Origin of the sequence: Pseudomonas sp. Q2-TVG4-2 (assembly GCF_013620795.1) — a bacterium.
GTDB lineage: Bacteria > Pseudomonadota > Gammaproteobacteria > Pseudomonadales > Pseudomonadaceae > Stutzerimonas.
On the sequence record NZ_LGLW01000004.1, the window covers coordinates 599,624 to 618,368 of the forward strand.

Consider the following 18,745-nt stretch of genomic DNA (forward strand, 5'->3'; position numbering starts at 1 on the left):
CTATGCTCCTACCCCCTTGCCGCCACCAGCCCTACGTGGCGCTCATCTGAATTGTGCACAATTGGTAAATTAATTGTTTTAAAGCCTGTCCACAGATTGTTATAGTCGGATGCATCCTGACCGATCGAACAGCTTTTCGGCGATCAGTGAGAGAGGTCCGTGCAGCCTCGAAAGCCCATGACCGAACAATAACTAATGGCAGGCTTGACCATGACCGCAACCGAATCCAGGAGCGGTGACGCTCCCAACCAGGACCTGATCTATCAACTCGAGGATCGCCCGGGTCCGCTCCCCGCTACCTTTGCCGCGATACAGCACGTGCTGGCCAGTTTCGTTGGCGTCATCACTCCCACCCTGATTATCGGCAGCGTGCTCGGATTAGGTCAGTACGTGCCTTATCTGGTGAGCATGGCGCTGTTCGTCTCCGGTCTCGGCACCTTTATCCAGGCCAAACGCGTCGGGCCAATCGGCGCCGGCATGCTCTGCCTGCAGGGCACCAGTTTCGGTTTTCTCAGCGTAATTCTGGCGGCTGGCTTCATCGTCAAGAACCGCGGCGGCAGCCCAGAAGAAATTCTCGCCACCCTGTTCGGGGTCGGTTTCTGTGCCGCCTTCGTGGAAATCGCGGTCAGCCGGTACATCAATCGGCTGCGCAGGGTCATCACGCCGGTCGTCACCGGCACCATCATTTGCCTGATGGGGCTGTCGCTGATCAAGGTCTCGATGACGGATATCGCCGGCGGGTACGGGGCCGAGGATCCCGGCGCGTTGCCCAACCTGGCGCTGGCCGGGCTGGTGCTCGGTACCATCATCGTGCTCAACCGTTTCGGCATCCCGCTGCTGCGGCTGTCCGCTGTGATCGTCGCGCTGATGGTTGGCTACTTTGCCGCCTGGACAATGGGCATGGTGGATTTTTCCAGCCTCGCCGCACTTCCGGCGGTCAGCGTGCCACAGCCGTTCAAGTTCGGCTTCGCCTTCGATTGGATGGCCTTCATCCCGATCGCGGTGATCTTCCTGATCACCCCGCTAGAAACCGCCGGCGACCTGACGGCCAACTCGATGATCTCGCGGCAGCCAGTCAAGGGCCCGCTGTATATGCAGCGGATCAAGGGCGGCATCCTTGGCGACGGTTGCAGTTCTCTGCTGGCGGCGACCTTCAACAGCCTGCCGATGACCACGTTCAGCCAGAATAATGGTGTGATCCAGCTGACCGGCGTCGCCAGCCGCCATGTCGGCCTGTACATCGCCGGCATTCTGATTCTGCTGGCGCTGTTCCCGGTAGTGGGTGGCGTGCTGCAGCTGATGCCCAAGCCGGTCCTCGGTGGCGCCACGCTGATCATGTTCGGTACCGTCGCGATCGCGGGAATCAAGATTCTCGCCGAAGCGGGCCTGAATCGCCGCAACATGCTCATCGTCGCCATCTCGCTGGGCCTTGGGCTGGGTGTGGCCGCCGTGCCGGATGTGCTGAACCACCTGCCCGAGGTGCTGAAAAACATCTTCGGTTCGCCAATCACCATCGGTGCTTTCAGCGCGATCCTGCTCAACTTTTTCCTGCCGCGCGAACCGGAAGAACTGGATGACTACGATCCGGACAACCTGATCGAGGACTCGGTTGGCACCAACACCCTGGCGGTCAACATCCCGAGCTACACCCAACCGGCCTCGAAGGCGACCACCGACGACCCCTCGCAGCATCTCACCCCCTCGGGCTGATCCGCCACCAGCGCCTGGTTGCCACGGTGCCAGGCGCAACACTGTTCATCACAACAACAAAACCAAAGGGCACCCACATGAACCTTAGACTCGCTCCTCTTTCGCTCGCGCTGGCCGGCTGCATGCTCGCTGCGCCAGCCTTCGCCGACGGCATGATGCACTGGCAGAACAACAGCCTCAGCTATCTATACGGCAAGAACTTCAAAGTCGACGATGGCAAAGTTCAGCAGACCATCACCTTCGAGCACGCCAGCGGCTGGAGCTGGGGCGACATGTTCCTGTTCGTCGACAACAAGTGGTACAACGGCCTCTCCGGCGGCGAAGGCCATACCTATTACGGCGAGTTCAGCCCGCGATTGTCGCTGGGCAAGATCAGTGGACGCGGCATGTCATTCGGCCCGGTAAAGGACGTGCTACTCGCGGCGACCTACGAGCGCGGCGAGAGCCTGGCCGACGGCACCCCCAACCAGAACTACCTGCTCGGACCGGCCGTAGATCTCGATGTGCCCGGCTTCGATCGTCTGGCGATCAACATCTATTACCGCAAGCCTGACGGTACCACCGGCAAGCCCAGCGGCCAGTGGCAGGTCACGCCGACTTGGGCCATGACTTTCCCCGTCGGCAAGTCCGACATCCTCTTCGACGGCTTCATCGACTGGGTGGTCAACGACGCCGGCTCCGAGCGCCGCGGTGACTTCATCTCGAAAAACCTGCACATCAACCCGCAGATCAAATACGACCTGGGCAAGGCCCTGGACGGTGAGCCCGGCAAGCTCTATGTGGGTATCGAATACGATTATTGGTCCGATAAGTACGGCATCGAGGATGGCGGTTTCGTCAGCCGCAACTTCGTCGGCGCCACGGACCAGAACACCGCCAGTCTGTTGGTTAAAGCCCACTTCTAACGCTAATTCGAATGCGAATGAACGAAAGGCAGCCCTCGGGCTGCCTTTTTTCGCTCAGGCTGTTCTGCTTACAACCCAGCCGCGTATTGGCGCTTTCCGATACCCACACGGCCTAAAGGCCTATGGCCAAAAGATATTGTTTTTAACGGAACTCCCTAGCGGGTATCACCCTCGAAGAGATTCAGTCCGCAGCTTAGGCAGCTACGGCACTGCTGACCGGATAGAAACAATCACAACAAGGAAGTACCCATGCAAAAGCTGTCATTGGGCGTTCGGGACAATAACTTCGATTTTTTGCGCTTCGTGGCTGCAACGCTGGTTCTAATGGGCCATTGCTATTGGCTGAGCGGGCGTCTGCCAGAAGAGCCGCTGCGCCCTTTGACCGGCGGCACCGATATGGCGGACCTCGCGGTCGATGCCTTCTTCGTCATCAGCGGCTTCCTGATTACAGCCTCGTACCTGCACGGCAACAGCAATATCAGCTTCATCCTCAAGCGCGCGCTGCGCATCTTCCCAGGGCTGGCCTTCGCCGTGATATTCGCGCTGCTGGTGATAGGACCGCTGACCACACCGCTGCCGCTGAGTGAGTACTTCAGCGACAGCGAAACGGCGGCCTTCCTGACCAACACATTTCTAATGACGCGCTACGAGTTGCCGGGCGTATTTGCCAGCAATCCGTTTCCGGAAGTGGTCAATGGGTCGTTCTGGACGCTGCCCCTGGAGGGCCTGATGTACTGCAGCGTGCTGCTGCTCGGTGCGCTGAAGCTGCTCAAGCGCCAGATGGTGCTGCTTGGGCTAGGCGTATTGATGGTCGGGCACTTCTTCTTGCTACCGGCGCTAGGCATTGAAAGCGTGACCATCCTCAAGCTGTTCCGACTGGGCCTGTTCTTCTACTTCGGAGCAGCGCTCTATTTCTATCAGGACCAGGTTCTCTGGGATGGGCGTATCGCCCTGCTGCTGCTGGCCGCCTCGGTGTTCGCACTGGGCAGCTCGGCCTGGTTCGTCGTGCACATGCTCACCCTGCCCTATCTGGTGATCTACCTCGCCTATGCCCGGCTACCGAAGGTGGCGCATTTCGGCAAGCACGGGGATTTCTCCTATGGCATGTACATCTTCGGTTTTCCGGTCCAGCAACTGATCATCCACTGGTTCGGCGCCGATATAAACCTGGCGGTATTCGCCCTGTCGAGCATGGCCGTCACCCTGTGCTTTGCCGTGCTGTCGTGGCGGCTGGTGGAAGCGCCCGCACTGCGCCTGAAGCGCTACACCAATATGAAGTTTCTGCGCGCCGACGCTCGTTGAGCGGGGCGCGCACCAGCAGTCACAACTTGAAGCTGCCCATCTGCCGGCTCAGGTCATCAGCCAGCCGGCTCAGCGCCAGACAGTCCTCACGGCAGCTTTGCACCTCGCTTGCCGTCGCCTGAGCGAGGTCGGCGATGCCCTGGACGTTGTGTGTGATCTCCTCGGTCACGCTGCTCTGCTCTTCGGTCGCGGTGGCAACCTGAGCATTCATATCGCTGATCTCTTCAACCCGTTGGGTGATGGCGGTGAGTGATTGGCCGGTACGCTGACTGGCTTGGACACCTGTGCCGGTCGCTGCCTGTCCTGCACGCATCGAGCTCACGGCGCTGTCCGCGCCGCTCTTGAGCCCTTGGATCATCTGCTGGATTTCGTCGGTTGATCCCTGGGTGCGGCTGGCGAGGGTTCGCACCTCATCAGCGACAACTGCGAAGCCCCGGCCCATTTCTCCGGCACGTGCCGCTTCGATAGCGGCGTTCAGAGCGAGCAAATTGGTTTGCTCGGAGATGCTGCGGATCACTGCTAGCACCTTGTCAATCGACGCGACCTGCTGCGCGAGATCGGTAACAGACTCGGCAGCGTGGCCGATCTCACCGGACATTTTTTCGATGTGCGTGATGGAATCACCTACCACCTTGCTCGCCTGCACTGCCTCATCACGCGCGCCCTGAGAAGCCTGAGCGGCGCTACTGGCGTTACGGGCGATCTCCTGCACCGTTAGCCCCATTTCGTGAACCGCGGTGGCGACCATGTCCGTCATTTCATGTTGGCGCCCGGCACGGGTCGCCGTGTTATCAACCACTTCGGCCACCTGCCCTACTGCGGCGCGCAACTGCTGACTGGTATTCAGCACATCGCCAATGAGGCCCCGCAGGCTGCCAATAAAGCGGTTGAAACCACGCGCCAGATCGCCCAGCTCATCGGCACGGCTCTCGTCCAAACGGCGGGTCAGGTCACCACCACCACCGCCAATCTCCACCAGCGCCGAAGTCACCTGGCGGATCGGCTTGACCAGCCCACGCGCCAGCAGCACTACCAGTCCCAGAAAGAAAAGGGCAATACAGGCTGCGATCAGGCTGATGGTCCATAGGGTGCTTCGTGCTTCAGCAAAAATCTCAGCTTCCGGAACCGTACTGACCAGTACCCAGTTCAGGCTGGCCAGCGGCTGCGCCAGCGCCAGAAAAGCCTCGCCATCGCGCTCGAACCTTACGGTCTTCTGCTCTCCCGCCAGCAGCCGTCTCGCGGCGTCTTCGCCAATTAGCGCGCTCAATTCGGTGCGATCGTTGTGCTCGGTACGCGGGTGGACCTTGATCCGGCCGCCAGCATCGATCAGATACACCTCGCCTCGTTCGCCAAAACGGAAGTTGCTGATCAGCTCGGACATGCTTTTCAGGCTGTAACCCAGTCCGGCAACGCCAAGGGTCTTGCCGCCCGCCGTGATGCGCTGATTGATGAACAATGTCGGCAGCCGCGAAGACTTGTCGATGTCGATCTCGAAACGGCGATCGATACCGCTGTCGATCAAGCTGTAAAACCAGCTATCACCCGGCGCACGGCGCTGCAGGGTGCGCGACAGGCCTTTCTCGGAGTAATAGTTGCCGCTATCGAGCACGGCAATGGAGGTGGTCAAGGCATTCTGCTGGGTCTTCACACCGTCAAGATAGCGCCCCATCGCCGCGCCCAGTTCCGGACTTTCGCCATTGATTAGCCAGTCTTGCACCAGTGCGTTTCCGGCGATGCCCGCCGTCGCGGTAATAGGCGCCGTCAGGGTGCGCTCGATGTCGTTACGAATAGCACTGATGTTGGCCGGCAGCGCCTCGCCTACAAGGTAGCGCTCCGCGAGCCGGTTGACCGCCGAGGAATACACAAGGATCACGATCAAGATGCTGGTTAGGAGAGCTGCTCCCATACTCACAATCAGTTGCCACTGAATACTACGCCGTAAGAAAGACATGCTGCGATCCTTTTTGTATTAATCTTCGCATCACTACCGTACACAATAATGATGGCATTGTGCATACATTTATGAAGCTACAGGTTTCATCAACGTAGCGGCCAAGCGCACTCAATCTTGAGCTACCGTCCGGCGGGTGGGCGATTGGCTAGTTAGGCCTTATGCTGGAGCGCGAGGGCAAACCGCCTGGTGTGAGCCACTTGACCCTGGCCGGAGTAACCGATGCCTTTGCCGACTTTGAAGCTCCAGCAACCAACCCTGCTCGCGCTGCTGGGCCTGATCATCGGACTGGGCTTTATCCTGACCACACTCGGCAGCTACTACGCCTCGCGCGAGACGATCCGCAACAGCATCATCAACACCGAGCTACCCCTGACCGCGGACGTCATCTCCTCAGAAATCCAGAAAGATCTGGTACGCCTTGTCCAGGTTTCATCGGCTATGGCTGAAGACCCCTTCGTCCTCGATTGGGTCGAACAGGGCGAACGCAATGAATCACTGATCACCCGCTATTTGCAGGCCATCAAGCAACGTTACAACGCGTCTACTGTGTTTTTCGTTTCCGATCGTTCGCAGATTTACTACGCCGACAATGAAACCCAGCGGATGCAGCCGGACGATCCTGCGCATGGCTGGTTCTACCGTTTCGAAGAAAGCGGCACGCAATGGGAGGTCGTGGTGGATGTCCGGCGGCTGACCATGTTCATCAATTATCGGATGACCACAGCCGATGGTCGCTTCCTCGGCGTGACCGGGGTGGGCCTGACTCTGACGCGGGTCCTCGAACTGGTGGATAACTATCAGCGGCGTTACCAACGCAACATTTACTTTGTCGACGGTCAACGCCGCATAGTCGCAACGGGCAGTCAGGGCGGGCCAGCCGGCGCGGCTCGTGAAGCTCACCTGGACGACATCGCAGCGCTAGCTGACCTCAACGCGAAGCTGCCGGAGCTGCAACCCGGCGCGTTCCAGTATCAGAGCGAGGGCGAACAGCACTTCATCAATATTCGCTACCTCCCCGAGCTGAACTGGTACCTGATGGTCGACAAACAGGAAAGCGGCGTCATGGCCCCGGTGCGGCGCACGCTCTGGGTCAACTTGCTGATCTGCCTCAGCGTCACCGCGACGGTACTCGGTGTGGTGGGCCTGATCAGTCGGCGCTATCTGCAGCGCATCGAAGCCATGGCAACTCACGACGCCCTGACCGAACTGCTCAACCGTCGCGGCTTCGGTCTGGTTGCCGAACAGGCTCTGCTCGAAGCTCGTCGCCGGCACAGCAGCTTATGTGTGTTGATCCTCGATCTGGATCACTTCAAGACCTTCAACGACACCCACGGCCACCTAGGCGGTGATTTCCTGCTGCGCAGTTTCGCCGGGCTATTGGCTCGACAGGTTCGCCAGGCGGATGTCGTTTCGCGCTGGGGCGGCGAGGAATTCGTCGTTATGTTCAAGGAAACAGGCCTCGACGTCGCGCTGGCCTTGGCGGAAAAGATTCGCAACCACACCGAAGCCGAAGCCTTCGATTTCAACGGAACGGCACTAGGCGTCACGGTGAGTATCGGCGTCGCCCAGCTACAGCCACAGGGCAGCCTGGACAGCCTTCTGCACAATGCAGACCAGGCGCTGTATCGCGCCAAGAGCGGAGGGCGCAACCGCGTTTGCCTGGCCGCGGCGTCCGCTCCGCAGGACGCGCCACACTAGCCCCCTGCAGCCTTCTTAGCCTTCTGCCGCTCGAGGAAGTCGATCTTCCATTGCTCCAGGCCGATGTACTCAGAGGACAGGTTTTCCTCCACTCGATACTTGGCCTTAAGGGCTGCGATATCCGTTTGACGTGCACTGAGAAACTGGTCAAAGCGTCGCATCAGCTCAGGATGTTTGATACTCGAAAGATTGTAGGTACTGCGTGTATGCGGAAGATCCGGATCGAATACCAGCGCTCCGGGCTTTGCGCGTACGTTGTCCAGATAATGCGTCGCCACCACGATGTTGTAGTAGGCACCGTCGGCATCTTTGAGCAGAGCCTGACGCATCATGTGTGGCAGATCATCGCTGCTTATCAACAGCATCTGGTTGGTCTTGATTCGCGCCTCGTAGCCCCAGGGCGTCCAGCCATCCACCACCGCCAGACGCCTGAGCTGCTCGAGCCCAAGCCCTACCCGTCGCGGCGCAACCATCACCCCGTCGACGATATCGACTGCCGGCTGGCTGTAATGCAGCTGGTAGCCCGCCTTCGCAGGAGCAGCCCAGTTGGGATTATCGGGATATTTGAAGTCCACTTCGCCTTCGAGCAGCGCCGGCAACAAACGGTCTGCAGGCAGAGGTTTGTAGGCGAGCCGCACGCCGCTCTGCTCGGCGAACATATCGAGCAAGTCCCGCGCGAAACCCTTGTAGTTGCCCTCGGAATCCACGCTGTAATGGGGCATGAAGGAGGCCTCCTCGACGCCGACGACATAGGTCTGTTGGGCGAAGGCGTGGAATGGACACATGAACAATACGCTGGCGAGAACTCGTTTCATGGGAACTCCTTGTAGTTTTTATTGGTTGCCGCCACGCACGCGCTGCTGTGCCAATGAGATGCTTCAGCAATCCGACCCTGCATCTTCGGGCAACGAAGCAACTGCGGCAGTTTAAAAAACAGTATCAGAATGCCTTTATTTTTGTATACAACATATGAGGAACCTCGATACACGCTGCGCATACCGCGACGCCTTGAGAGAGACGAGATGCCAGTGCTAGCATGCCGCGGCAGGCCACCAGGCTGGGTGGTCGTGAATCGAACAGGCCCTATGTCCAGTATCCGCGAGCGCAACAAAGAACTGATCCTGCGCGCTGCCAGCGAAGAGTTCGCCGAGAAGGGCTTCGCCGCCAGCAAGACCAGCGATATCGCCAACCGCGCCGGGCTGCCAAAGCCCAACGTCTACTACTATTTCAAAAGCAAGGAAAACCTCTACCGTGAGGTGCTCGACAGCATCGTCGAGCCGTTGCTTCAGGCGTCCGCGCCCTTTAATCAGCCTGGCGAACCGGCCGATGTGCTGCGCGCCTACATCCGTACCAAGATCCGCATTTCACGTGAGCACGCCTGTGCCTCCAAAGTATTCGCAAGCGAGATCATGCATGGCGCGCCACATTTACCAGCCGAGCGGGCCGCGCAGCTGAACGCGCAGGCCAGCCACAATGTCGCCTGCATCCAGCACTGGATCGATAAGGGGTTAATGGCGAAGGTCGACCCCCATCATCTGATGTTCAGCATTTGGGCTGCGACCCAGACCTATGCCGATTTCGACTGGCAGATTTCCACCGTAACGGGCAAGGCCGCACTCGATGATGCCGATTACGAAGCGGCCGCTGAAACGATCATTCGTATGGTCATCAAGGGTTGTGAGGTCAAGGAAGAACCGACGATCACCTGAGCCAACATGGACCAGCCGATATGGCTTCAGCCTGTCTAGCATCGTACTTTGGGGCATACTGTGCACGGCAAGAACGGTCGACGGAAGGTGCTCCATGCGAGCCATCGTTCTGATAACGTTTTGCCTTATAAGCGGCATCGCGCCTTTGACGCCTGATCTATGACGACTACTACTTGCGCTGGGCATCCGCTCGGAAAAAGGAAATTCTTTTGACCGCATTGCGCAACAGCCTGTCACGAAAGCTGCTCCGCATCGTTTTGCTGTCAGCGCTTGCCGTTGGATTGGTATTAAGCTGTGCGCAGATCGTTTTCGATGCTTACAAGACTCGCCAGCTGATTAATACCGAGGCGCAGCGAATTCTGCGTATGACCCGCGATCCCTCTACTCAGGCGATCTACAGCCTGGACCGGGAAATGGGCGCCCAAGTCATGGAAGGGCTGTTTCAGCACGAGTCGATTCGCAAGGCGTCGATAGGCCATGCAGGGGACGAGGCGCTTGCTCACAAGTCGCGCCCACTTATGTCCCTGCCGTCACGCTGGCTGACCGACCCGATACTCGGCCGGGATCAGGAATTCTCGATCCCGCTGATCGGTCGCCCGCCCTACAACGAGTATTACGGTGATCTTCGCATCACACTCGATACCGCGCCGTACGGACAGGAATTCATAAGCGATTCGGTGGTGATCTTCGTCGTTGGCATTCTCCGCGCCCTGGTGCTGGGCCTGTTGCTCTACCTTATTTACGAGTGGCTGCTGACGCGGCCGCTGACCAAGCTGATCGACCATCTTTCGCGTATTAATCCTGGCCGCCCCGGCGAGCATTCATTGCCGATGCCAAGGGGGCACGAGCGAAATGAGCTGGGGCTCTGGGTCCAAACCGCCAATCGCCTGCTCGCCTCCATCGAACACAATATGCAGTTGCGCCATGCAGCGGAAAGCAACCTGCAGCGCATGACCCAGTACGATTCGCTCACGGGCTTGCCCAACCGTCTACAACTCCAACAGCAGCTCGATAATATTCTCAGCGAGGCTGCCCGACTGCAGCGCCGTGTGGCCGTGCTCTGTCTCGGGCTGGATGATTTCAAGGGCGTGAACGAGCAGTTCAGCTACCAGAACGGCGACCGCTTGCTAGTCGCGCTGGCCGATCGCCTACGCAGCTTGAGCGGTCGTGTCGGAGCGCTTGCCCGTCTGGGTGGGGACCAGTTCGTGCTGGTACTGTTCGGCTTCGAACAACCCTACGAGGCGGCCGAGCTGGCGCAAAAAGTACTCGACGATCTGGAGCGGCCCGTGCCCCTCGATCAGCAGAACATACGCTTGCGTGCCACCATCGGCATCACGTTGTATCCGGAAGATGGCGGCAACACGGAGAAGCTGTTGCAGAAAGCCGAACAGACCATGACCCTGGCAAAGAACCGCTCGCGTAACCGTTACCAATTTTACGTAGCAAGTATCGACAGCGAGATGCGAACGCGCCGGGAATTGCAGAACGACCTGGCTGAAGCGATCAAACGGAACGAGTTCCACTTGGTCTACCAGCCGCAAATCGATTATCGGTTGAAACGCATCACCGGCGTCGAGGCGCTGTTGCGCTGGTCCCACCCAAGCGGAAAGATGGTTCCGCCAGACATTTTCATCCCGCTGGCCGAACAGAACGGCAGCATCATCGCCATCGGCGAGTGGGTCTTGGACCAGGCGTGCCGGCAGCTGCGCGAATGGCATCAGCAAGGATTCAGCGACCTGCGCATGGCCGTCAACCTGTCCACGGTGCAACTGCATCACGCCGAACTGCCACTGATGATCAGCACCCTGCTCAGCACTCATCGCCTGCCGCCAGAAACGCTGGAACTCGAAGTGACCGAAACAGGGTTGATGGAAGACATCGGAGCCGCCACGCATAACCTCCACAGCCTGCGCCGCTCCGGAGCGCTCATCGCGATCGACGATTTCGGCACAGGCTATTCCTCGCTCAGCTATCTGAAAAGTTTGCCGCTGGACAAGATCAAGATCGACAAGAGCTTCGTCCGCGACATGTCAGCGGATGAAGGCGATACAACCATCGTCAGAGCCATCATCCAGCTAGGCAGAAGCCTCGGCATGTTGGTGATCGCCGAGGGCGTTGAAACGGCCGAGCAGGAACGCTATCTCATCGAAGAAGGCTGCAATGAAGGCCAGGGTTACTACTACAGCAAGCCCTTGCCGGCGGCTGAACTGACCGTCCTGCTGCAGCAATCGCTACGTTTCGAGCACAGACTCAATTCGGAACCGCTATAACGCGGTAGCCATCGCGCCGCCCTCCCCTACTGCCAGCCACGAGCGATACGCATGAAGCGTTTTGTATTGACCGACACCGCCGAAATCCCAGACGACGGCGGCGCCCTCTGCCTGTTTACCTATGGTGACGACTTTGTCATCAAGATTCAGGGAGGCAATGGCAATCAGCTCATGAACACCCGCACCCACGGTTCGGAGGATGCGTTGGCAGAAATCCCCTGCAAAAGGATCGCTCATCGTCCAGGGGTACGCGTGCTGATCGGTGGACTGGGCATGGGGTTTACCCTCGCATCAGCACTCAAGCATCTAGGCGATGACGCCGAAGTTCAGGTCGCTGAGTTGGTACCAGGCGTAATCGACTGGAACCGCGGCCCACTGGGCGAGAAGGTCGGCATGCCGATTGCCGATCCACGGGCACGGGTGCTACTCAGCGATGTTGCCGAGGTACTGAAGAGCGAGCCGCACGGCTTCGATGCCATCATGCTTGATGTCGACAACGGCCCTGAAGGGCTGACCCGCAAGAGCAACAGCTGGCTGTATTCATCAACAGGCCTCGACGCCTGCGCCCAGGCCCTGCGTCCCAACGGCCTGCTTGCGGTGTGGTCGGCCAGCGCCGACCGCGCATTCTCCCAGCGGCTGAACAAGTCGGGCTTCAAGGCCGAGGAGGTTCAGGTGTTCGCTCATGGTAACCGGGGGACACGCCATACCATCTGGATTGCCGAAAAGCGGTCCTGATCACGCCTCAGCAAGCAGATGCCATAACGCCACTGTTCCTGAGCGGCGTTGGTTTGGCTCCGCTACACACGAATCAGCGTCCGCTCCGATTGTTGTCCGTGCAGCTCTCACTGGTACGCACGATGAAGACACGGTCATAAAACGTAAGCAGCTGCAGGCACGTATCGAACGGATGGCACAGTACGACGAGCTTACTGGCCTGCCCAATCGCGCTTTCCTCTTTGCCCGGCTGAAAACCGCATTGGCGCGTGCGCGTCGCAACGGCGAGCGTTTGTCGCTGCTTTACCTGGACCTGAACAAATTCAAACAGGTAAATGACTGCCATGGTCACTGCGTCGGCGATCTGCTGCTGCAAATCTTCGCGGGGAGGCTCACACAAAACACCCGGGAGGCTGATACGGTTGCACGGATGGGCGGCGATGAATTCGTCGTGCTGCTGGAAAGCCAGCCCATCAGAAGCCGATACGGCGGTCGTGGTAGCACATTCGCGCCGCCATGCAGGCTCCGATCGAGTTGGCGGGGCTGAGCTTGGTGATTCAGCCGAGCATCGGAGTCGCGTATTTTCGTGAAAACGGCACTGACGAAACGTCGTTACTCAAGCATGCCGATGAGGCGATGTACCAGGCGAAGCCAGGTCAAGCAACCACCGGGCAGGCACCGCGGTCAGCGAAGCATAACGATGCATCAATCGACCCAGCCATTAGCGGAAAAGGTGTTTGAAAGCGGCAACTATCGCCGAGGGCATCCTGGCTTTATCCCACCAACAGGGACGTTAACAAGGTCACGCCGAGAACGGGATACGGGATCTGCTCCACCCGATTTCTTTGCACAAAATGCAAATCTTTCGCATTATGGTCTGCAACCGTTTATCGCAGCCACGCTGCTGAACACCTCATACCACCCTGTAAGCAAAGGAACCCGCCATGCTACGCACTCCCGTCTGGGCCACTGCCAGCCTTCTGGCTGTTGCCATTTCACTCGCTGGTTGCGGTGAAGACAAAGCGCCCGCCGAACAGGCCTCCGCTCCGCAAGCGACGACGCAGAGCGAGCCGGCGGCAGCAAGCGCTCCAGAAGAGGCCGTCAACAACGAGGCCGCACAGGCCGTGGTCAAGCATTATGCGGACATGGCGCATGCCATCTTCAGCGATGCCCATAGCACCGCGCTGAAGCTCCAGGAAGCCATCGACGCTCTCCTCGCCAATCCGACCGAGGAAACCCTGCAGGCGGCCAAGGACGCCTGGCTGGCCGCGCGTGTTCCTTACATGCAGAGCGAAGTGTTCCGCTTCGGCAACCCGGTGGTCGACGACTGGGAAGGTCAGCTCAACGCCTGGCCGCTGGACGAAGGCATGATCGACTACGTCGAGGGTGATTATCAGCATGCCCTCGGCAACCCTGGCGCTACCGCTAATATCATCGCCAACAAGGAATTGCAGATTGGCGAGGACAAGGTCGACGTCAGCGAAATCACCGGCGAGAAGCTGGCCAGCCTGAACGAGCTGGCCGGTTCGGAGGCGAACGTCGCCACCGGGTACCACGCCATCGAGTTCCTGCTCTGGGGGCAGGATCTCAACGGCACCAATGCTGGCGCGGGCGAGCGTCCCGTCAGTGACTTCATCGAAGGTGAGGGTTGCACCGGCGACAATTGCGACCGTCGCCGTGCTTATCTGAAAGCCGCCACTGAACTACTGGTCAGTGACCTGGAAGAGATGGTCGGCGAGTGGAAAGCCGGCGTCGCTGACAACTACCGCGCCAGCCTGGAGAGCGAGTCTGCCGAAAACGGCCTGCGCAAGATGTTCTTCGGCATGGGCAGCCTGTCGCTCGGCGAGTTGGCCGGCGAACGCATGAAGGTCGCTCTGGAAGCCAACTCGCCCGAAGACGAGCACGATTGCTTCAGCGACAACACGCATAACTCGCACTTCTATAACGCCAAAGGCATCCGTAACGTCTACCTCGGCGAGTATCAGCGCGTGGACGGCAGCACGCTCAGCGGCCCAAGCCTGGCATCGCTGGTCGAAGGCACCGATCCGCAACTCAACAACACACTGAAAACTGATCTGGAAACCACCGAAGCCAAGCTGCAAACACTGGTCACCAGTGCCGAGGGAGGCGAAGCCTTCGATCAGTTGATCGGTCCCGACAACAGTGAGGGTCAGGAAAAGGTCCGTGCCGCGATCGCCGCGCTGGTACAACAGACCGCAGCCATCGAGAAAGCCGCTGCCGCGTTGGGCATCAGCGATCTGAACCCGGACACGGCCGATCACCAGTTCTGATCTGCGTTCGCGAAGACGAGAGAGGGCGGCGCAATGCCGCCCCCTCTTTTACCGCTACAACGCCCGCGTCCAGCATTCGTTCGACCCGCCAAGCATACCCTTAAATGCAAATCCCTCTTATTCAAGCTCCATTAGCCTGCTAAGATCACCGCCCTGTTACGGCACTGGTATTACCCGATGCACCCGCTTTTTCGCTCCGCTACTGTCTTGCTCCTGGCCTTTGGCCTGGTCGGCTGCGGGGAGCAGACGCCGCACTTCACACAGGCCGAGCCAGGAGAGGCATTTTCCGCAGGCGACGCCACGGTGATGAAATTCGATCAGAATGCCTTTTCGATGCCATCGGCCAATCTGTCGCCGGTGCGCCGGTTGGACTTCAGTGTCGGCAACAGCTTTTTTCGTAATCCCTGGGTCATTGCCCCCGCCTCCACCACCGCTCGCGACGGGCTTGGGCCGCTGATCAACACCAACGCCTGCCAGAGCTGTCATATCAAGGACGGGCGTGGTCGTCCGGCACAAGACGAGCGCGGCAATGCCGTATCGATGTTGGTGCGGCTATCGATTCCTGCTGGCGCCGAGCATGCTGAAGTCGTCAGGCAGCGCGGCATCGCGCCGGAGCCCACTTACGGTGGCCAGTTGCAGGATATGGCGATTCCCGGCGTGGCGCCCGAAGGCAAGGTCCGGCTCAACTATGGCACACGGACCGAGCGCTTCGCCGACGGTTTTGAAGTCGAGCTGCGAGTCCCACACCTCGACATAACCGAGTTGGGCTACGGCCCGATGCATCCACACACTCAATTCTCCGTCCGGGTGGCGCCGGCCATGATTGGCCTCGGGTTACTGGAAGCGATTCCAGAATCCGCGCTGCTGGCCAACGCCGATCCGGACGACCGCGATGGCAACGGTATTTCCGGCCGCCCCAACCGAGTCTTCGACCAAAGCACACGTGAGACGGCGATCGGCCGCTTTGGCTGGAAGGCCGGACAACCGAATCTGAACCAGCAGAACGCCGACGCCTTCTTCAACGACATGGGCCTTACCACCAGCCTCTTTACAGGCAGCAGCTGCACCGAAAGGCAGCAGGACTGTCGTGCAATGCCCCACGGCGGCGACCTTGAAGTCAGCGACAACATTCTCGGACTGGTACTGTTCTACACCCGCAACCTTGGCGTACCGGCGCGACGCAACGTCGGCGATCCGCAGGTGCTTGCAGGCAAGACGCTGTTCCACCGCGCCAGCTGCCAGAGCTGCCATGTGCCGGCATTCACGACGGGCGAGGCCGCAGAGCCGGAACAGGCCAATCAGATCATTCGCCCCTATTCTGATCTGCTGCTGCATGACATGGGTGAAGGGCTTGCCGATCACCGCCCCGAGTTCGAGGCCAGCGGCAGCGAGTGGCGTACGCCACCGCTGTGGGGCATCGGCATGACCGAAACGGTGAGCGGCCATACCCAGTTCCTGCATGACGGACGTGCCCGCAATCTGCTCGAAGCCATACTTTGGCACGGCGGGGAAGCGGAACAGGCCAAGCAGTCCGTGCTCGGCTTCGACAGCAACGAGCGCAGCGCCCTGCTGGCCTTTCTCGAATCACTCTAGCGTCGGAACAGCCAGCGCTGTCCGGCCTTGCCGAGGAGCAATATGTACACCAATCGCTATCTTTCAGCCCTCACCGCCACCGCACTGGGCCTGCTACTCGGTGCCTGCGCGCCATCCGATCCGCTTGCCGAGACAAGCAAGACGCTGGCCGATGAAGTCCTGCTTCCGACGTACACCCAATGGGCCGAAACCAACCGACGCATGGCCGCCAGCAGCATCGCGTTCTGCGCCGGCAATGAAGAGCTGGAGAGCGCGCGTGAAGCCTTCTTGCAGGCGCAGTTCGCCTGGGCAGGCCTGCAGCCGTTGTTGGTCGGCCCGATGGGCGAAGGCAACCGAGCCTGGCAGGTGCAGTTCTGGCCGGACAAGAAAAACCTGGTGGGGCGTCAGGTCACTGCTCTGCTGAAGAACAAACCCGAGCTGACCCAGGCCGATCTGGAGAACGGTAGTGTCGTTCTACAGGGCCTTTCGGCATATGAATATGTGCTCTACGACAAGGCGGTCGACCTCGGCGACAGCCAGGCCAAGGCGCGTTACTGCCGACTGCTGGAAGCGATCGGAGAGCACCAACAAAAGCTCGCCGCCAACATGCTGCTGGAGTGGGAAGGCGAAGACGGCATGGCCGCCCAACTGAGCGAGTTTCCCAACGAACGTTACGCCGACTCGCAGGAAGCGATCGCCGATCTGCTGCGTGTGCAGGTCACCGCACTGGATGGCTTGAAGAAAAAGCTCGGCGCTCCGCTGGGCCGCCAGAGCAAGGGCTTCCCGCAGCCCTTCCAAGCCGAGGCTTGGCGCAGCGATGCCACGCTTGGCAGCATCGATGCAGCCCTCGCGGGTGCTCAAAAGCTCTGGCAAGGCAGTGACGATAATGGCCTCAAGCAGCTGATCCCCGCGGAACAAACCGAGCTGATCGAGCGCATCGATGTCGCCTATGCCACAACCCGCCAACAGCTGGCCGACATCATGCTGCCTTTCAGCGAACTGATTGCAGATGAAGCAGGACGCGCACGGCTGAGCGAGCTGTACCAGGAGATCGACGTCCTGCACCGCCTGCACCAGAACGAACTGGCGCGGGCGCTGGGCGTACAGATCGGCTTCAACGCCCACGACGGAGATTGATCATGAAGCGCCGTGTCTTTCTCGGCCTAGGCAGTGCCCTGGTCGCAGCGACGGCCGTCGGCGGCTGGACGCTTACCCGGAACACCGAGCACCCCTTGCTGCTTTCCGCGCGCGACGATGCTGATGGTCGTCACTACGCGGTGGGCTACCGGCTCGACGGAACGCGTGTATTCGCCACCCCAGTCAGCGAGCGCTGCCATGATGTCTATGCCCATCCAAACCTGCCGCTAGCCGTGTTCGTCGGGCGCCGACCGAGCCGTGAGAGCTATCTGATCGACAGCCGTGACGGCACGTTGCTACAAGTGCTGGCCTCGCCCTCCGATCGACATTTCTATGGCCACGGCGTATTTCACGCCAGCGGCGATTGGTTCTATGCCACCGAGAACGATACTGCCAATCCCGGCCGCGGCGTGCTTGGTGTCTATCGCGTCGAAGCGCGCCGGATGGTCCGCGCCGAAGAACATTCGACCCATGGCATAGGCCCGCATCAGCTGCTCTGGATGCCGGATGGCGAGACGTTAGTGGTCGCCAACGGTGGCATCCGCACCGAAGCCGACAGTCGCGAAATGATGAACATCGACGCCATGGAGCCGAGCCTTGTACTACTGCATCGTGACGGCACGCTGATGAGCAAGGAGCAGCTGCCCGAGCAGATGAACAGCGTGCGTCATCTCGCCGTAGCAGCCGACGGCACGGTAGTGTCCGGCCAGCAATACGAAGGCGACCCCATGGACCGCGCACCGCTGCTGGCAATCAAACGTCCCGGCCAACCGTTCCAGGCATTTCCCTTGGGCGAGGCGCAACGCCAGACCATGAATCAATACACCGCGAGCCTGGCCATACACGACAGCCTGCGTCTGCTGGCAGTAACCGCGCCGCGCGGCAACAAGGTTTTCTTCTGGGATCTGGACAGCGCCGAACTACGCGATGAAATTCACCTGCCAGACTGCGCCGGTGTCGCTGCGGTCGAACAGGGCTTCGTGGTGAGTTCCGGTCAGGGACGCTGCAGACTCGTCGATTGCACGGGCGAGCACTTTGTCAGCACTCCGCTGCAGTTGCCGGCTGGGCTCTGGGATAACCATTTGCGACTGGTCTGAAAATTTCTCAAGTATCGAATCGGCTCGTCGATAACCGCTGACCGATCGGTCAATGGCCTGAGCGCTCGGCTCATACTTGCGACGAACGCAAGCGCTTCCTATTCGATGCGAGGATGCTCTGATGTTTCTGAAAAAATCCCTGCGCGCTCAGCTGTTGGCGCTTATCGGTGGCAGCCTGCTACTGATGCTGACAATCGCCCTCGCCAGCTTTTCCTTTTTGTCCGATGACATCTCCGCTTACCAGAAATTGCTGAAAGGGCCCATCGAAGCGTCGCGCCTGATCGACGAAACCAACCTGGAATTCAAGGTACAGGTGCAGGAGTGGAAAAACGTCCTGTTGCGTGGCAAGAACCCCGACAACCTTGCTAAATATTGGGGAAGCTTTG

At 59.7% G+C, this 18,745-nt stretch carries 15 protein-coding genes and 1 pseudogene; 13 read left to right on the forward strand and 3 right to left on the reverse strand.

Annotation, left to right across the window (positions count from 1 at the left end; all coding sequences use genetic code 11):
* Positions 1-210 precede the first annotated feature (210 nt).
* The 3 genes from H3028_RS11105 to H3028_RS11115 all read left to right on the forward strand — a co-directional run bounded on the left by H3028_RS11105 (position 211) and on the right by H3028_RS11115 (position 3,917).
* Positions 211-1,710 (forward strand): uracil-xanthine permease family protein, encoded by a 1,500-nt coding sequence (locus H3028_RS11105; protein ID WP_258237752.1) that lies wholly within the window; start codon positions 211-213, stop codon positions 1,708-1,710.
* A gap of 77 nt (positions 1,711-1,787) precedes the next feature.
* Positions 1,788-2,615, forward strand: coding sequence for an outer membrane protein OmpK (locus H3028_RS11110; protein WP_181297065.1), 828 nt, complete (start codon positions 1,788-1,790; stop codon positions 2,613-2,615).
* Positions 2,616-2,864: 249 nt separating this feature from the next.
* Positions 2,865-3,917, forward strand: coding sequence for an acyltransferase (locus tag H3028_RS11115; RefSeq protein WP_181297066.1), 1,053 nt, complete (start codon positions 2,865-2,867; stop codon positions 3,915-3,917).
* A 19-nt stretch (positions 3,918-3,936) separates the two neighbouring features.
* Here H3028_RS11115 and H3028_RS21575 read toward each other — a convergent pair whose 3' ends face one another.
* Together H3028_RS21575 and H3028_RS21580 are read right to left on the reverse strand one after the other, a co-directional pair.
* A complete protein-coding gene (locus tag H3028_RS21575; protein WP_375154406.1) occupies positions 3,937-4,674 on the reverse strand; it encodes a methyl-accepting chemotaxis protein in 738 nt (245 codons plus the stop codon).
* Positions 4,675-4,794: 120 nt separating this feature from the next.
* Positions 4,795-5,868: pseudogene (locus tag H3028_RS21580) on the reverse strand (cache domain-containing protein); the annotation flags it as partial.
* 222 nt (positions 5,869-6,090) lie between these two features.
* Here H3028_RS21580 and H3028_RS11125 point away from each other — a divergent pair.
* Positions 6,091-7,569 (forward strand): diguanylate cyclase, encoded by a 1,479-nt coding sequence (locus tag H3028_RS11125; RefSeq protein ID WP_181297068.1) that lies wholly within the window; start codon positions 6,091-6,093, stop codon positions 7,567-7,569.
* On the opposite strand, the gene H3028_RS11130 is transcribed toward H3028_RS11125, so the two are convergent.
* On the reverse strand, positions 7,566-8,384 hold the full coding sequence (locus tag H3028_RS11130; RefSeq protein ID WP_181297069.1) for an ABC transporter substrate-binding protein: 819 nt from the start codon (positions 8,382-8,384) through the stop codon (positions 7,566-7,568). The genes H3028_RS11125 and H3028_RS11130 overlap by 4 nt on opposite strands.
* A 270-nt stretch (positions 8,385-8,654) precedes the next feature.
* Here H3028_RS11130 and H3028_RS11135 point away from each other — a divergent pair, with 270 nt between their 5' ends.
* The 9 genes from H3028_RS11135 (at position 8,655) to H3028_RS11170 (ending at position 18,359) form a co-directional block, all read left to right on the forward strand.
* On the forward strand, positions 8,655-9,278 hold the full coding sequence (locus tag H3028_RS11135; RefSeq protein ID WP_181297070.1) for a TetR/AcrR family transcriptional regulator: 624 nt from the start codon (positions 8,655-8,657) through the stop codon (positions 9,276-9,278).
* Positions 9,279-9,487: 209 nt separating this feature from the next.
* A complete protein-coding gene (locus tag H3028_RS11140) occupies positions 9,488-11,548 on the forward strand; it encodes a bifunctional diguanylate cyclase/phosphodiesterase (protein WP_219920053.1) in 2,061 nt (686 codons plus the stop codon).
* 51 nt (positions 11,549-11,599) lie between these two features.
* Entirely contained in the window at positions 11,600-12,283 is a 684-nt protein-coding gene (locus tag H3028_RS11145) for a spermidine synthase (protein ID WP_181297071.1), read from the forward strand.
* 172 nt (positions 12,284-12,455) lie between these two features.
* On the forward strand, positions 12,456-12,809 hold the full coding sequence (locus tag H3028_RS21270) for a diguanylate cyclase domain-containing protein (protein WP_258237753.1): 354 nt from the start codon (positions 12,456-12,458) through the stop codon (positions 12,807-12,809).
* Positions 12,779-13,003, forward strand: a complete 225-nt coding sequence (locus tag H3028_RS21275) for a diguanylate cyclase domain-containing protein (protein WP_258237754.1) — start codon at positions 12,779-12,781, stop codon at positions 13,001-13,003. The genes H3028_RS21270 and H3028_RS21275 overlap by 31 nt, the downstream gene beginning before the upstream one ends.
* Positions 13,004-13,206: 203 nt before the next feature.
* Positions 13,207-14,553 carry an imelysin family protein gene (locus H3028_RS11155; protein WP_181297072.1) on the forward strand — a complete coding sequence of 449 codons (1,347 nt, stop codon included), beginning with the start codon at positions 13,207-13,209 and terminating at the stop codon, positions 14,551-14,553.
* Positions 14,554-14,730: 177 nt separating this feature from the next.
* On the forward strand, positions 14,731-16,146 hold the full coding sequence (locus H3028_RS11160) for a di-heme oxidoredictase family protein (protein WP_181297073.1): 1,416 nt from the start codon (positions 14,731-14,733) through the stop codon (positions 16,144-16,146).
* 42 nt (positions 16,147-16,188) lie between these two features.
* Positions 16,189-17,262: an imelysin family protein gene (locus H3028_RS11165; RefSeq protein WP_181297074.1), complete on the forward strand. Its 1,074-nt coding sequence runs from the start codon at positions 16,189-16,191 to the stop codon at positions 17,260-17,262.
* A 2-nt stretch (positions 17,263-17,264) separates the two neighbouring features.
* Positions 17,265-18,359 carry a DUF1513 domain-containing protein gene (locus tag H3028_RS11170; RefSeq protein ID WP_181297075.1) on the forward strand — a complete coding sequence of 365 codons (1,095 nt, stop codon included), beginning with the start codon at positions 17,265-17,267 and terminating at the stop codon, positions 18,357-18,359.
* The last annotated feature ends 386 nt before the right edge of the window (positions 18,360-18,745 follow it).

What these genes read in the sequence shown, in the direction of transcription:
- H3028_RS11105 (WP_258237752.1), top strand. Translation starts at nt 211, where the DNA reads ATGACCGCAACCGAATCCAGGAGCGGTGACGCTCCCAACCAGGACCTG.
- H3028_RS11110 (WP_181297065.1), top strand. Translation starts at nt 1,788, where the DNA reads ATGAACCTTAGACTCGCTCCTCTTTCGCTCGCGCTGGCCGGCTGCATG.
- H3028_RS11115 (WP_181297066.1), top strand. Translation starts at nt 2,865, where the DNA reads ATGCAAAAGCTGTCATTGGGCGTTCGGGACAATAACTTCGATTTTTTG.
- H3028_RS21575 (WP_375154406.1), bottom strand. Translation starts at nt 4,674, where the DNA reads ATGACGGACATGGTCGCCACCGCGGTTCACGAAATGGGGCTAACGGTG.
- H3028_RS11125 (WP_181297068.1), top strand. Translation starts at nt 6,091, where the DNA reads ATGCCTTTGCCGACTTTGAAGCTCCAGCAACCAACCCTGCTCGCGCTG.
- H3028_RS11130 (WP_181297069.1), bottom strand. Translation starts at nt 8,384, where the DNA reads ATGAAACGAGTTCTCGCCAGCGTATTGTTCATGTGTCCATTCCACGCC.
- H3028_RS11135 (WP_181297070.1), top strand. Translation starts at nt 8,655, where the DNA reads ATGTCCAGTATCCGCGAGCGCAACAAAGAACTGATCCTGCGCGCTGCC.
- H3028_RS11145 (WP_181297071.1), top strand. Translation starts at nt 11,600, where the DNA reads ATGAAGCGTTTTGTATTGACCGACACCGCCGAAATCCCAGACGACGGC.
- H3028_RS21270 (WP_258237753.1), top strand. Translation starts at nt 12,456, where the DNA reads ATGGCACAGTACGACGAGCTTACTGGCCTGCCCAATCGCGCTTTCCTC.
- H3028_RS21275 (WP_258237754.1), top strand. Translation starts at nt 12,779, where the DNA reads ATGCAGGCTCCGATCGAGTTGGCGGGGCTGAGCTTGGTGATTCAGCCG.
- H3028_RS11155 (WP_181297072.1), top strand. Translation starts at nt 13,207, where the DNA reads ATGCTACGCACTCCCGTCTGGGCCACTGCCAGCCTTCTGGCTGTTGCC.
- H3028_RS11160 (WP_181297073.1), top strand. Translation starts at nt 14,731, where the DNA reads ATGCACCCGCTTTTTCGCTCCGCTACTGTCTTGCTCCTGGCCTTTGGC.
- H3028_RS11165 (WP_181297074.1), top strand. Translation starts at nt 16,189, where the DNA reads ATGTACACCAATCGCTATCTTTCAGCCCTCACCGCCACCGCACTGGGC.
- H3028_RS11170 (WP_181297075.1), top strand. Translation starts at nt 17,265, where the DNA reads ATGAAGCGCCGTGTCTTTCTCGGCCTAGGCAGTGCCCTGGTCGCAGCG.